The organism is Brevibacillus sp. RS1.1, from assembly GCF_013284365.1.
Classification (GTDB): domain Bacteria; phylum Bacillota; class Bacilli; order Brevibacillales; family Brevibacillaceae; genus Brevibacillus; species Brevibacillus brevis_D.
This window is the reverse complement of sequence record NZ_JABSVA010000002.1, coordinates 483,130-497,904: the sequence shown is the minus strand read 5'-3', so window position 1 is coordinate 497,904 and position 14,775 is coordinate 483,130. Positions and strand designations below refer to the sequence as shown.

Genomic DNA, 14,775 nt, shown 5'->3' with positions numbered 1-14,775 from the left:
TGTATCTGCCAGCACCTCGGGCTATAGCCGATGTCCCGGTATTGTGTTATGATGTGGGATGGAATTTACGTATGGTACAAGGAGTGATCCTTATGATCGATTCTATATTGGAACGTGCTCTCGCAGGTGAACGCCTGGGTCTCGAAGACGGTCTGGCTTTGTTTGCGAGCAATGAAATCGAAAAGATCGGACATTACGCCAATCTGGTTATGCAGAAGCATCATCCAGATCCGATTGCGACCTTTGTTATTAGTCGCAACGTCAATTACACGAACGTATGTGACACGTATTGCCGTTTTTGTGCCTTTTATCGTCCCCCAGGCTCTTCTGAAGGATACGTTCTTCCCAGAGAGACTATTTTCGAAAAGATTCAGGAGACCGTTGATGTAGGCGGTACAGAAATCTTGATGCAAGGTGGCACCAATCCTGATCTAAAGCTGGATTATTACACCGACCTCTTGCGTGCGATCAAAGAGCGCTTCCCGCAGATTACGATGCACTCTCTGTCTGTCGCGGAAGTGATGAAAATCGCGGAAGTTTCTAACATGTCTGTCGAGGAAGTGCTGAAAGAGCTGAAGGCAGCAGGTCTCGATTCCTTGCCGGGAGCGGGTGGCGAAATCCTCGATGATCGTACACGTCGGAAGATTTCCCGTTTGAAGGGTTCGTGGACTGAGTGGATTGATACCCAAAAAGCCGCACACCGTGCAGGCTTGCCTGGTACAGCTACCATGGTCATTGGTTTTGGGGAAGAGATGGAGGAGCGCGTACTTTCTCTGTTGCGCATCCGCGATGCACAAGATGAGACAGGCGGATTCAAAGCGTTCATCGTCTGGACCTTCCAACCGGACAACACCAACATGAAGGCTGTCAACAACACGCCGGAGGAATACTTAAAAACACTGGCAATCAGCCGCCTCATGCTGGATAATATCGAAAACTTCCAATCTTCTTGGGTGACAATGGGCCCGCATTACGGTCAGCTTTCTCTCTCTTATGGAGCGAACGATTTCGGCCAAACGATGATGGAAGAAAATGTTGTTTCCGCAGCAGCATGTACGTACAAGGTCAACACGAACCAAATTTTGGAGCTGATTCGCGGCGCAGGCAAAATTCCTGCACAGCGCAACACACAGTATGACATCCTGCGCGTTTTCAAAGACGGCGAGATGGCAGAACGTGATTTTGTCATGCAAAACTAAAAAACCAATAAATCCAAAAGGCGCTTCTCTGTCCCCTAACAAAGGGAAATCGGCAGGGAAGCGTTTTTTGGTATTTTAATCAGGAACTTTTTACCTGCAACCTTCCCTGAGTTTCCAACCGTTTAAAAGTATATCGCTCCTGACGGGACATATACTGTAACTACAATGGCGGGTTGGGGGGATGGTTATGCAGACGTTTCGCGTATTGCTGGAGAATGTCCCTGAGCATTGTGACACGTATCGGGCTATCGTAAATGAGATGACGGAGCGGGTCAACACTGCACCGGTGCGCATTACATACAGGGAGCAAGAAGAGAATGGATACCTCTTGTTCTACTTTCAAAGCTGGTGTGAGAGTGAGTATGACGCGCAGACCATCGATTGGGCAAGAGCCTTCGTTGCTCTTACATTAGCCGAATGGGTCATTCAGGTGAAGGAACCGAAAATCATGGAAGAAATGGCCGCAGACTTACTCGCTACCGAACAGATGGAAACCGAGTGGGCGGAAATTTTTCCTTATATTCAACGCATGTGCCAAGAAGTCGAGCTGGATGGCGGGGAACTGTTAACGGCTACGACACGCAAGGCAAACCTATATCGCAATGTCTTCTCCTATCTGGAGTGGGAGAGAACGATCAACGTATTGGGTTTCATCCGCTTTCGACTGCAGGAGCATTGGAACGAGCTGTTCGAACTCGTGGAAACTGGCATTGACGAATATCTGGAAGACAAGCAATACCAAGAGTTTGTCGAACTGCTGCGCTATTTCATTGCTGTACAGGAAACCAAGCAGGAAATCGTTCATGTCGTTCCTAGTGTGGACAAACCTTTCCATCTTTATGATAAAAAAGGGGATCGTCTTTGGCTTGAACAGTTGGATACGGTTCTGAACATGGACGAACAAAAATGCCGAGACGAGGATTATTTGGTCAGTGCTTTGGTTACACTGGCTCCTGAGAGTATCGTGCTCCATATGGCTTCGGAAAAGCCTGGGCTTGTACAGACGATCCGTAGTATTTTTGACGGTCGGCTCATTACTTGCCACTCTTGTTCCCTTTGTCTATCCGAGCGACGTGTACTTGACGGGAATAATCCCTCTAAACTATAATAGCAACAACAACTTTACATCGCTTATAAATACGATGAGAAGGACACGGACAATAGTAAGGACGCTCTAGAGAGGCGGGCCACAGGCTGGAAGCTCGCTGCGAACTGTTATTGATCTACCACCTTCGAGTAGCTGCCGGGAACGAAGCGTAGGCTTTTACTATCGGTATGCCGGTTAGATACCGTTACATGGAATGAGGAGTCTGTTTTTGTGCGCAGACTTGAAGTAGGGTGGTAACACGAGAACACACTCGTCCCTTTTTGGGGATGGGTGTTTTTTTATTTTCTCAACCAAAACAGATACAGGAAGGAAGAATCCACAGTGGCACAAATTCATGTTACTTTCCCAGATGGAGCCGTTCGTCAATACGACGCTGGGATTACTATCGAAGACATCGCAGGCTCTATTAGCTCTAGCCTGAAGAAAAAGGCAGTAGCTGGTAAAAAAGACGGCAAGGTTGTTGATCTGTACACAGAACTCACAGATGACGCAGCGATTGAAATCGTTACCCTCGATTCTGCCGACGGGTTGGAAGTATACCGCCACAGTACAGCTCACTTGCTCGCCCAAGCGGTAAAACGTATTTACGGCGCTGAAGTGAAGTTCGGAATCGGTCCTGTGATCGAAGATGGCTTCTACTACGACATGGATATTCCGGTTTCCCTTTCCCCAGAGGATTTGGGCAAAATCGAAGCAGAAATGGAAAAAATCGTGAAGGAAGACCTGCCGATTCGCCGCAAAGTTGTAAGCCGCGAAGAAGCAACTGCGATTTTCCAAGAACTGAACGATCACCTGAAGCTGGAGCTGATTCGCGACCTGCCAGAGGATGCGACTATCACGCTGTATGAGCAAGGCGAATTTTTCGACCTCTGTCGTGGACCGCACTTGCCGTCCACTGGCTTCATCAAAGCATTCAAGTTGATGAGCGTGGCAGGTGCATACTGGCGCGGAAAAGCAGAAAACCAAGTTCTGCAACGCGTGTACGGTACAGCTTGGCCGAAAAAAGCAGACATGGATGAATATCTGCACTTCATCGAAGAAGCGAAAAAGCGCGATCACCGCAAATTGGGTAAAGAACTGGGCCTGTTCATGTTCTCCGAGGAAGCACCAGGCATGCCGTTCTACCTGCCAAAAGGTTTCACTGTTCGCAACGAGCTGGAGCAATTCTCCCGCCGTCTGCAACAATTGGCACAATACACAGAAGTGCGCTCTCCGTTCCTCATGAACGAGCGTCTCTGGAAAGAATCCGGTCACTGGGATCACTACAAAGAGAATATGTACTTCTCAGAAGTAGACAACGCGACTTACGCCTTGAAGCCAATGAACTGCCCAGGTCACATGCTGATTTATAAAAATGAGATGCATTCGTACCGTGACCTGCCGATCCGTTACTCTGAGTTCGGGCAAGTTCACCGTCATGAGTACTCCGGGGCGTTGAATGGAATGCTGCGGGTGCGTACCTTCTGCCAGGATGACGCGCACGTGTTTGTCCGTCCTGATCAGATCGCGAGCGAAATCAAAGGCATGATCACTTTGATTGACAGCATCTACAAGGTATTTGGCTTCGAATACAGTGTGGCTCTGTCCACTCGTCCAGAAGATTCCATGGGCTCTGATGAGCTGTGGGAAGCAGCAGAAAGCTCTCTGAAAACAGTGTTGGAAGAGCTCGGTATGGCCTATGAAATCAAAGACGGAGACGGTGCGTTCTACGGACCGAAGATCGACTTCCAAATTACCGACGCGCTGAAACGCCGTCACCAATGTGGAACGATCCAACTGGACTTCCAAATGCCTGAGAAATTTGATCTGACTTATGTTGGTCAAGACAACGAGAAGCACCGTCCAGTTGTTTTGCACCGTGCGATGTACGGCTCCATGGAGCGCTTCATCGGTATCCTGATCGAGCACTACGCAGGTGCATTCCCGATTTGGCTGACACCAATCCAAGCACGCATCATGAACATCAGCGAAGTGCACATGCCATATGCAGAACAAGTAAGAGAAAAACTGCAACAAGCCGGTATTCGTGTAGAGCTGGATGGCCGCAATGAGAAAATCGGCTACAAAATCCGTGAAGCACAAGTTGAAAAAATCCCGTACATGCTGGTCATCGGTGAAAAAGAGGTGGCTGACGGTACACTGTCCGTCCGTAAACGCGGAGTGGGCGATGAAGGCGCGATGACAGTGGATGCGTTTGTAGAGAAAATCCGCGCTGAAATCAATGAAATGAAGTAAGAGCGTTTAGAAGTGGAGCCGCCCTGAAGTTTCGGGCGGCTTTTTTTCAGTAAACGTTTACTTGATACGTTTACTTGGAAAAAAGAACGGGAAAAGGATGTAGAGTAAGTATCCTTATCGACATCAAGAAGAACAGCGGGGGATTCGCATGCGGGTAAGCATCAAGCAAAGACTGATAGCAGCATTTCTTGCCATTATTTTAATCCCGATTGGGGTGATTAGCTCATTTGTATATGTCAGTATGGAGGAGCGAATCCAGTCTTATTTTATTGAATCCTCGACAAAAGAAGTGGCTCAGGTAGACAACGCGATTAACTTGTATTTCGACTCGATTCGTGAAAACGTCAACCTGATAGCAGGCAGTCCCTTACTAAAGAGTGCAGATAACACCATCACGACGTATATGGACAAACCAACCAAAACCAAGCATACCCCCCTGCAAAATGGCGGGGTAGAGGCCGCTATTTTTCAAGATTTCCTGCGATTTGTCGATTCTCATCCGAATACTGCCTTTATTTATTTAGCGACAAAATACGGAGGATACATACAGTGGCCGACAGATGATGTCATCGCGAATTACGATCCGCGTACAAGGGATTGGTACAAAAAACCAATGGAGAATCCCGGAAAAGTGATCACAACAGATCCGTATCTCTATTTGGGCGATAACAGTATCGTGATCAGTAACGTGACGACGTTAAAGGATGACAAGGGTGAACCACTGGGCGTTGTTGGACTGGATGTGAATTTAAAAGGGCTAACCGATATTTTGAAAGAAATTAAGATTGGGAAAACGGGTTATCTCATGCTGGTGGGCAAAGACGGAACGATTTTAGCTGATCCCAAGAACCCCGAGCTCAATTCGAAAAACCTGAAAGATATCCAAATTCCTGAATTGGCCGCTATTGCAGAGAATACTCCCAGCAGCTTTGCGGTCACAATGAACGATACCGAGTATTTGGCAAACGTCTTTACTTCCAACAAAACCGGTTGGAAATATATTTCGTTTATCGAAAAAGCTGAGCTCTCTGCTGAAGCCAATCAAATCGGTTTCACCATCGGGGCATTAAGTATTTTGTTTGCCTTACTAGCGGCCGTGGCTTCTGTTCTTTTCTCGCATAAATTTACCAAGCCATTGCTTGCCATCGTTGACCAGATTGCACAGATCGGTCGTGGTGACTTTACCGCGGAATTGCCCAAAAACCTTTTGGATAGAAAAGACGAAATCGGCATGCTTGGTCATAGCATTCAGGTGATGCAAGTATCCATCCAAGGACTCATTCGAGAAGTCCAAAAAGCGGTGAACACCCTCTCTACTTCGTCAGACAACATATCGGTTCGCATGGCGGACAATGTAGATACTGCGAACAAAATATCTACCACGATACAGGAAGTAGCGAGCGGGGCGCAAAATCAGCTCCGAGGTACGGAAGAATCCGCAAGAGCGATGGAAGAAATGTCGATTGGCATCCAACGCGTGGCGGAGACAACCTCCATTATCTCGGAATCATCTACAAGTACGGCGGATGAAGCGCAGTTAGGAAACCAGTCCATCCAAAAGGCTATCCAGCAAATGGACTCCATCCGTGGCTCTGTGGAACATTCCGTATCCGTGGTCAAGCAATTGGGTGAGCGTTCCAAAGAAATTGTGCAAATCATTGACGTGATAACGGGAATTGCTTCTCAAACGAATCTGCTTGCTCTGAACGCAGCCATTGAAGCTGCTCGTGCGGGAGAGCATGGACGAGGTTTTGCTGTCGTAGCAGATGAAGTGAGAAAGCTCGCAGAACAATCTGATGAGTCTGCTCGACAAATCGCCAACCTGATTCAGGAGATCCAAACAGATACGAACATGGCGGTTAACTCGATGGATTCCGTCAATCAAGATGTTCAGGTTGGATTGTCTACTGTCCTGGAGTCTGGAGAAGCCTTCCAACGTATCTTACAAGAAATTCAACAGATAACCGATCAAATTCAAGAGGTATCTGCTGTCTCTGAACAGATGTCCGCCGGATCGGAACAAGTAGCAGCATCTGTGGATGAGACTGCCCAAATTGCAAGGGTCTCAGCGCACAATGCTGAAAATCTGGCGGCTTCCTCCAAAGGTCAGTTGGCCACAATGGAAGAGTTTGCCGTTTCATTTGAATCTTTGAACCAGATGGCTCGCGAACTGGAAAAAATGATTCGCAAATTTAAGATATAAGAATGCATAGCGGGAAGAGTACGAATGTCAGCAGGAATTCGTACTCTTTTTTTTGCAAAGCGAACCCATTTATGCCACAATGTGCTGTTTGCGTTTGAAAATTTGGCGATTTCGATTTAAGATAATAGACTGGAACGAAGTCGAAATACGGTATGATGAAGATGAATGGGAAAAGTCGTCCTATAGATAAAAGGAGAGTGAACAGCTATGCCAGATAAAGTGCTTGATTTACGGAACCGTCCTCTCCGAGATTTACGAATATCTGTCACCGATAAATGTAATTTTCGTTGCCGTTATTGCATGCCTGCTGATATTTTTGGACCGGATTTTGAGTTTTTGCCGCAAAGCAAGTTGCTGACCTTTGAGGAAATTACCCGTTTGACCCAGATCTTTACTTCGCTTGGAGTCGGGAAAATCCGCATTACCGGCGGAGAGCCATTAATGCGCCGAAATTTGCCTGAATTGATTCGAATGATACGTGAAGTAGAAGGCGTTCAAGATATTGCGATGACGACCAACGGTTCTCTCTTGTCCCGCCATGCGCAAGCACTAAAAGAAGCAGGTCTGGATCGGGTCACGGTCAGCCTGGATAGCTTGGATAATGAGCGCTTTGGGATGTTGAATGGAAGAGGCTATCAGGTCGATGCTGTACTGGATGGGATTCGTGTTGCAGCAGATGCCGGGCTTTCGATCAAGATCAACATGGTGGTACAGCGCGGAGTCAATGATCAAGATATTTTGCCGATGGCACGGTACTTCCGTGAGCAAGGGCACACCCTTCGATTCATTGAATTCATGGATGTGGGAAACAGTAACGGCTGGCGGCTGGATCAAGTCGTACCTTCCCGTGAAATCGTGCGTATGATCCATGAAGAGATGCCATTGGTAGCGACCGAAGCGAACTACTATGGAGAGGTGGCTTCTCGCTATCGCTATGAGGGATCAAACCAGGAAATCGGGTTGATCTCATCGGTGACCCAAGCTTTTTGCTCCACTTGTACGCGGGCTCGCCTGTCGGCAGAAGGGAAATTGTACAATTGTCTCTTCGCTTCATCCGGAGATGATTTGCGCGAACCAGTCCGCGATGGACGCTCGGATGAAGAGATTCGCGAGCTGATACGTGCGATCTGGGAGCGGCGTGACGTGCGCTACTCGGAGGAACGACTAAGTGAAACGCCTGGTCTCGACAAGCGTGAAAAGGTCGAAATGTCCCATATCGGGGGATAATTAGGTATTAGCCTTGACAAAACCCAAGCTACCTTGTAATATAAATTGCGTGTATAAACAACACTTCATACTTCGAGAACAAGCAGAGGCGCCCAGCTTCTCACCTGGGTCGACGTCGTATACGACTGTTGACAGGTAACTCTTACGCAAGGATCCTCGGATCCGATGAAATTGCTTAGGTGAGATATGTGCGGGCGCAGAATGCGTTCGCACATTTTTGTTCCTTCTCGAAATTGACGGGGGTGGCAAGTATTAGCAAGGATCAAATGTTAATTAACGAAGCGATCCGTGCCCGTGAAGTCCGTTTAATCGGTGCTGACGGGAGCCAATTGGGAGTCGTACCTTTTAGGGAAGCATTGCGCATTGCCCAGGAAGCTGAATTGGATCTGGTAAACGTTGCTCCTACAGCCAAGCCGCCTGTATGCCGTATCATGGACTATGGAAAGTTCAAATACGAGCAGGCGAAAAAGGAAAAAGAAGCGCGTAAAAACCAGAAGATCATCGAGCTGAAAGAAGTGCGTTTTTCTTCTAACATCGAGGAACACGATTTTCAAACAAAGCTTCGCAACGTCCGCAAGTTCTTGGAGGATCAACACAAGGTGAAGTGTACGATCCGTTTCCGTGGACGTGAAATCACCCACTCCGAAATTGGACTAGGCGTTATGGAACGTGTAGCTGCCCAGTGTGAAGATCTCGCTGCGCCTGAGCGCAAGCCGAAGATCGAGGGCCGCAGCATGATCATGATTCTGGCTCCGAAAGCGGAAAAGCAGTAAGATAGTAGTTTAGACAGGAGGATTTTTCAGATGCCTAAAATGAAAACCAACAAGGCCGCTGCGAAACGTTTCAAAAAGACTGGAAGCGGCCAATTGAAGCGCGACCGTGCGTTTGGTAGCCACTTGTTCGCTAACAAATCGACGAAAGCTAAGCGCCACCTGCGCAAAGCTGCACTCGTTTCCAAAGGCGATCAAAAACGTATTGAGCAAATGCTCACTTACCTGTAAGTTTTTCTTTATTACACACCATTACGCAGCATGAGCTCCCTAAGCGCCTAGCAGTAGGCCGCCATGCTGGAAAGACCAGGAGGAGTTTAGTATGCCAAGAGTAAAAGGTGGCATTGTTACACGCCGTCGTCATAAGAAAATCCTGAAGCTGGCGAAAGGATACTTCGGTTCCAAACATCGCCTGTTTAAATCCGCTAATGCGCAGGTAATGAAATCCCTGCTGTATGCATACCGTGACCGTCGTCAAAAGAAACGTGATTTCCGCAAACTGTGGATCACTCGTATTAACGCACAAGCTCGCATGAACGGTCTGTCCTACAGCCGTTTGATGCACGGCCTGAAAGTTGCTGGCATCGAAGTTAACCGCAAAATGCTGGCTGACTTGGCTGTTAACGACAAAGCTGCGTTCAACGAACTGGCAACAGTTGCAAAAAGCAAACTGAACGCTTAATTTTTGAATAGAAGAGCCGATCTTCCCGATTGAGGGCAAGGTTGGCTTTTTTGTTGTGGTCTAGAGCGCAAAATCAAACGAATAGCATCCTACACCTGTCCACACGCTATCAATCTCCTTGTCATATCTTATAGCAAAGATAGAAGGAGGTGAGTGGCATGGCAGAATTACGAGTAAGCCTATGGGCAGGTCGAAACTTTGAAGCTCGTCGTATTCGTTTTCGTAGACGTGGGGTAGCAGTTAGACAGTGTCAGGCTCTTGAATTCAATGACGTACTGTCGAGTTTTCGATTACGAGCAGGGAATAATGGCCGAGTGACACTCGTTCTGTTTTCAGGAACCGCTTATCAAGGCGATTTTCGTGTCTTTCGGGGCAATCGAGATATTGCCAACCTCGGTAATTTTGGCTTCAATAATCGTACCTCGTCGTTCATTTTTGTGGGACGAAATCTGACTACTTCTCAAATCAGGGAGATTCAACGGACGAGAACAGCACCGAGAAACGTGGTAGAAATCAGAACGTAGAAAGAGAAGTTTGAGTCAAAGAAAAAACAACCGAGCTCACATTCGGTTGTTTTTCTATTTCTATTCAACAAATGATTCGTTGGCGAATAGCGTCTGCCACACCCTGTGCGCGATTTTGTACACCGAGCTTTTTTAAGGCGGACTTGATGTAATCCTGTACGGTAAACTCACTAATTCCCATCCAGCTCGCCATCTCCTTAACGCTTTCGCCCCATGACATCCGCTGCATGACTTCGACTTCTCTGCGTGAGAGCTTGACGGTTTTAGGGCGAAGGGAGTCGGTTGCCAATACTTTGCCCAGCATCGAGCAGTATGCGCTCAAAGATTGTACCAATGGATGGTTGATGCCAGAACAACCATCCTGATGCCAGGAAATACCGGCGTAGCCGAGTACATTAGGTCCATAGCTGATAGGGAGAATGAGCGCATAAGGGGCGCCGTACACTAAATGGGGCGGTAACTCACGAATCGCCTCAGAATCTAGTAGTACGGCTCTCTGTTCACGGATCGCCTGCTGGATAAGGGGCATATTGCGCAAGTCCACCCGGATATTTCGGATGGAGCATAACTCTTGGTCAAGGATCGACCATAGTCCCTCACCCGTTTGACTGAGCGTGGAGTAATTGCACAGAATGGCTCCCGTAAAAGGAAAGAGATCCACGAAACCGCGTACAGCAAGCACTAGTTTCTCCTCGTAATATGCCGTTTCTTCGATTCGATCGATGTACATGTTCAGCTCTGGACTGACCATGGAGTGATTGCCACCTCCATTTGAGTGATAAACACCCCCTGATTTTTGGGGATATGAACGACCGTTCAGCCTGACCTATAATCAACCTACAGCGCCTTCATTTTATCAAACCGCAGATCGGAGCGTAAAGAATGGAATTGGTATAAATTAACAACTTCACAACTTCTTTCATTCATTCGAAATAGAAGGCGTATCAGAAAAAAGAAAGGTTGGATGGGGATGAGGAATGGTTTTGTTTCGATCAGCCAAAAAGGATTCGATCAGGAGCTACTGCCATACCAGTTGTATCAAAAAGCGAAGAGATACGGCATTTGGAACCCGCAGGACATTGATTTTACACAAGACCGCGAAGATTACGCGAATATGAATCCAGAGCAGAAGGAAGAAACCTTGGGACGGATTGCTGGTTTTCTTGGTGGGGAAGAGGCTGTCACCCTCGATCTTTTGCCTCTGATCATGGTCATTGCAGAGGAAGGGCGACTGGAGGAAGAAATGTTTTTGACGACCTTCCTCTTTGAAGAGGCCAAGCATACGGAGTTTTTCCGGTTGGTTCTCGACAACATCGGCGAGTCAGGAGACTTGCATCATTTTCACGACGATGTGTACAAGCGAATTTTCCATGAGATCCTACCGAACGCACTCCATCGTCTATTAACGGATAAATCCCCCGAAGCCATCGCAGAAGCTTCTACTGTCTACAACATGTTTGTGGAGGGCGTGCTCGCAGAGACAGGTTACTATGCGTTTTACGAAGCACTCAGCAAAACGGGGCTCATGCCTGGTCTCATGCAAGGAATTGGGTATTTGAAGACAGACGAATCGCGGCACATCAGCTATGGAACATTCCTGCTACAGCGATTGATCTGTGAGCATCCGCATATTTACGATGTCATTGCCAAAAAGATGGATGAGCTAGCTCCGATGGCAACTCATCTGTACGACTGGATGGATGACCCACAAGGGGTGAGTGCATTCGGAGTGAAGATCACTGATTTGAAGCAGTTTGCGAAAAAGCAACTGAGTGTGCGCATGGAGGTACTTGCCCGAGCAAAAGGACAGACGATTGAAGAGCTGTATAAGCATACAAGGACAACGATTGATGTGTAAGCAAAAATGCGATCGAACATATTCGCGTCGTTGTTTACAGAACTAGGCTATGGTCCTAAAGCGGAATCCGCCTAAGGTCTGAGTAAAAAACAACCTCCCGTCCGTGTTAGACAGCCTGGCTAATCCCTTACAATAAAGCCATAAGAGGAAAACATTGGATAGGGAGAGAGATCAAAATGAGAAAACAAAAGTGGATGATGTTAGGAATTACAGCAGTTGTTTGTTCGGCGATGGTCGTGCCAGGGGCGTTTGCCAAAGAGAAAGAAGACGCATATTCCGTAACGAATGCTTTCTTCGCCCCTGCTCCGAACACGACGGCACCAGTAGCCCAGAAAACAGATACCGTGACAGGTACGCAAACAGCAGGTACGCAAACAGCAGGAAGTGCATTTATTTTCGCTCCAAATGTAAACGAAAAAGAAAAAAACTAATGGGTTAAAGCATCCGAACAGGATGCTTTTTCTTTTGGAAAAAACGAATCCATCTCAAGTCTGAGAAAAAAACAATCTTTCGTCCGTGTCGAGCAGACTCCCTACTGCCATACAATAAAAAGCGTTACAGGAAAACATTGGATAAGGAGAGAGACATAGATGAGAAAACCAAAATGGATGATGATGGGTGTAACAGCAGTTGTCTGTTCAGCATTGCTCGTGCCAGGAGCGTTTGCAAAAGACAAGGATGATTCTTACACGGTGCTACCTTCCTTGGTAACCCCTGGTTCTTACGCCGTACCAACGGTTCAAAAAACCGAGGTCAAAAACACGCAACAAACCGGAACCACTTTTATTTTCGCCCCCACCGTAAACGAAAAAGAGGAGAAATAAAGCAGAAGAAAGCTGTCAGACCCTGTCTGGCGGCTTTTTTTCTGTGAAAAGCGTCCTCTCTCATCGGGGGATCGAAACATCTCGACGTTTTTCATAAAAGGGGATGCGACCGCTTGCATTCGATCAAACGATCATGACCGTTTGGTTTGGGCGAGTTGGATATAGGTGGACGATGCGCCACTTCCAGTCACTAGGCATATGATGGTGGGTGAATCCTAGCAAGAGAGGAGTTTCGCTGATGAGCAATCGCCAGAAAATGGCGGATGAGGAATTACAGGAATGGGCAAGCAGACTGGAGACTCAAGCGCCCCAAGACGTGCTTGTGAACGCCGTGGAAAACTATGCAGCAAGTCTGATCCTAGCTGCCAGCTTTGGCGCTGAAGATGTCGTTTTAATCGACATGCTGCACAAATTGGCTCCCACGATTCCTGTATTTTACCTTGATACCAACATTCATTTTGCTGAAACGTACGATACGCGTGACAAGCTGCAAGTCAGGTACGGCACGACATTTATTCAAGTGCAGCCACAGGTGACGTTAGCCGAGCAGGCAGAAACACACGGTGACAAACTGTGGGAGCGAGAACCGAATCTTTGCTGCGAGATTCGAAAGGTAGAGCCATTAAAGCGCGTCCTGTCCAACTATCAGGCGTGGATTACAGGCATTCGCCGCGAGCAATCACCTACCCGAGCGAATACAAAAAAAGTGGAGTGGGACGAAAAATTCAACCTGGTCAAATTCAATCCGCTAGCAGATTGGACGGAGGCCCAGGTATGGGAATATATCCATGCACATGATGTCCCTTACAATCCATTGCACGACCGGAACTATCCAAGCATTGGCTGCCGAGTATGCACGCGCGCTGTCCTGCCTGGCCAAGATTCTCGGTCGGGACGGTGGGCTGGCTTCGAAAAGACCGAATGCGGTCTGCACAAATGAACAGCGCAGGAGGGAAAGGTGTGAAGCAAGCGATTTTGCCGCACGGGATCAAAAAAGCCATTATCGTGGACAAATGGACCCTGTCGGACATCGAATGTCTTGCCATCGGAGCATTTTCGCCTTTGACTGGTTTCATGGAAGAGGCGGATTACCACACGGTCGTGGAAACGATGCGTCTGGCCAATGGAGCGATTTGGCCGTTGCCGGTGACATTGGCTGTCGATGCAGATGAGCACGACGATCTTGTGCCTGGCGACAGCATTCTTTTACGTGGGGAAGATGGAGTGGACTATGCGATTTTGCAGGTGAAAAGCTGCTTTGAGCCAGATAAAACGCGTGAGGCAGAGCTCATTTTTCGCACGGTGGATCTCGCTCACCCCGGTGTGAAAAAGCTGTTTGAAAAGCCCAACCTATACGTGGGTGGACCTGTAGAAATCCTGCAAAAGCCACAGCCTGAGCGCTTCTCTGATTTTTATTTGACGCCGGCAGAAACCAGAAAAAGATTTCGAGAAAATGGCTGGAAAACGGTGGTTGGTTTCCAAACGCGCAATCCCGTTCACCGGGCGCATGAGTATATTCAAAAAGCCGCATTGGAGATTGTCGATGGCCTTTTTCTCAACCCATTGATGGGGGAAACGAAATCAGACGATGTTCCTGCACAAGTACGAATGAAAAGCTATCTCGCCCTTCTGGAAAATTACTATCCACACAACCGTGTACTGCTCGGTGCTTTTCCGGCTGCTATGCGATATGCAGGTCCGCGTGAGGCGGTGTTCCACGCATTGGTACGAAAAAATTACGGTTGTACACACTTTATCGTCGGCCGTGATCACGCAGGGGTAGGCGATTACTACGGGACGTATGATGCGCAGCACATCTTTTCCGAGTTTGCTCCTGGCGAGCTCGGTATCCAGCTGCTCTTTTTTGAGCACAGCTTTTACTGCAACGCCTGCCAAGGGATGGCGACGACCAAGACGTGCCCGCATGACAGAGATTCTCATATGACCTTATCGGGAACAAAAGTGAGGGAAATGTTGAGAAACGGGATGACGCCACCTCCGGAATTTACACGTCCGGAAGTCGCAACGATTTTGATTGAGGGATTGAGATCCCCGCAATAAAATGGAACCGGAAAAGCAGGAGAGGGACGGCAAAGCCGTTCTTTTTCCGTTGCAAAAACTGGACAAGTGTGGTGAAAAACGTCT

Annotated in this window: 15 protein-coding genes; 14 read left to right on the top strand and 1 reads right to left on the bottom strand. The window is 47.8% G+C overall.

Annotation, left to right across the window (positions count from 1 at the left end):
• Positions 1-92: 92 nt before the first annotated feature.
• The 9 genes from mqnC to HP570_RS07840 all read left to right on the top strand — a co-directional run bounded on the left by mqnC (position 93) and on the right by HP570_RS07840 (position 9,948).
• Complete coding sequence (gene mqnC, locus HP570_RS07880) at positions 93-1,199, top strand: cyclic dehypoxanthinyl futalosine synthase (protein WP_173605912.1); 1,107 nt, start codon at positions 93-95, stop codon at positions 1,197-1,199.
• 187 nt (positions 1,200-1,386) lie between these two features.
• Positions 1,387-2,307: a putative sporulation protein YtxC gene (gene ytxC, locus HP570_RS07875; protein WP_173625371.1), complete on the top strand. Its 921-nt coding sequence runs from the start codon at positions 1,387-1,389 to the stop codon at positions 2,305-2,307.
• Between the two features lie 321 nt (positions 2,308-2,628).
• A complete protein-coding gene (thrS, locus tag HP570_RS07870) occupies positions 2,629-4,542 on the top strand; it encodes a threonine--tRNA ligase (RefSeq protein WP_012685330.1) in 1,914 nt (637 codons plus the stop codon).
• Positions 4,543-4,690: 148 nt separating this feature from the next.
• A complete protein-coding gene (locus tag HP570_RS07865; protein ID WP_173625370.1) occupies positions 4,691-6,745 on the top strand; it encodes a methyl-accepting chemotaxis protein in 2,055 nt (684 codons plus the stop codon).
• A 207-nt stretch (positions 6,746-6,952) separates the two neighbouring features.
• The gene (moaA, locus tag HP570_RS07860) at positions 6,953-7,972 is read left to right on the top strand and encodes a GTP 3',8-cyclase MoaA (protein WP_142495531.1); all 1,020 of its coding nucleotides are present in this window, start codon (positions 6,953-6,955) and stop codon (positions 7,970-7,972) included.
• A gap of 266 nt (positions 7,973-8,238) precedes the next feature.
• A complete protein-coding gene (infC, locus tag HP570_RS07855) occupies positions 8,239-8,745 on the top strand; it encodes a translation initiation factor IF-3 (protein ID WP_041749807.1) in 507 nt (168 codons plus the stop codon).
• Between the two features lie 30 nt (positions 8,746-8,775).
• Positions 8,776-8,973 (top strand): 50S ribosomal protein L35, encoded by a 198-nt coding sequence (gene rpmI / locus HP570_RS07850; RefSeq protein WP_012685334.1) that lies wholly within the window; start codon positions 8,776-8,778, stop codon positions 8,971-8,973.
• Between the two features lie 91 nt (positions 8,974-9,064).
• Positions 9,065-9,424 (top strand): 50S ribosomal protein L20, encoded by a 360-nt coding sequence (rplT, locus tag HP570_RS07845; protein ID WP_007728568.1) that lies wholly within the window; start codon positions 9,065-9,067, stop codon positions 9,422-9,424.
• 158 nt (positions 9,425-9,582) lie between these two features.
• Positions 9,583-9,948, top strand: a complete 366-nt coding sequence (locus HP570_RS07840; protein ID WP_041749316.1) for a hypothetical protein — start codon at positions 9,583-9,585, stop codon at positions 9,946-9,948.
• 64 nt (positions 9,949-10,012) lie between these two features.
• Here the strand turns inward: HP570_RS07840 and HP570_RS07835 are convergent, their stop codons facing one another.
• Positions 10,013-10,699 (bottom strand): helix-turn-helix transcriptional regulator, encoded by a 687-nt coding sequence (locus tag HP570_RS07835; protein WP_012685336.1) that lies wholly within the window; start codon positions 10,697-10,699, stop codon positions 10,013-10,015.
• 213 nt (positions 10,700-10,912) lie between these two features.
• Here HP570_RS07835 and HP570_RS07830 point away from each other — a divergent pair, with 213 nt between their 5' ends.
• The 5 genes from HP570_RS07830 (at position 10,913) to sat (ending at position 14,691) form a co-directional block, all read left to right on the top strand.
• Entirely contained in the window at positions 10,913-11,806 is an 894-nt protein-coding gene (locus HP570_RS07830) for a R2-like ligand-binding oxidase (RefSeq protein ID WP_256435376.1), read from the top strand.
• A gap of 176 nt (positions 11,807-11,982) precedes the next feature.
• Positions 11,983-12,237 (top strand): hypothetical protein, encoded by a 255-nt coding sequence (locus tag HP570_RS07825; RefSeq protein WP_173625369.1) that lies wholly within the window; start codon positions 11,983-11,985, stop codon positions 12,235-12,237.
• A 159-nt stretch (positions 12,238-12,396) separates the two neighbouring features.
• Positions 12,397-12,630: a hypothetical protein gene (locus tag HP570_RS07820; RefSeq protein WP_173625368.1), complete on the top strand. Its 234-nt coding sequence runs from the start codon at positions 12,397-12,399 to the stop codon at positions 12,628-12,630.
• 238 nt (positions 12,631-12,868) lie between these two features.
• On the top strand, positions 12,869-13,570 hold the full coding sequence (locus HP570_RS07815) for a phosphoadenylyl-sulfate reductase (RefSeq protein ID WP_064200986.1): 702 nt from the start codon (positions 12,869-12,871) through the stop codon (positions 13,568-13,570).
• Complete coding sequence (gene sat / locus HP570_RS07810; RefSeq protein ID WP_173625367.1) at positions 13,552-14,691, top strand: sulfate adenylyltransferase; 1,140 nt, start codon at positions 13,552-13,554, stop codon at positions 14,689-14,691. Before HP570_RS07815 ends, sat begins: the two co-directional genes overlap by 19 nt.
• Positions 14,692-14,775 lie beyond the last annotated feature (84 nt).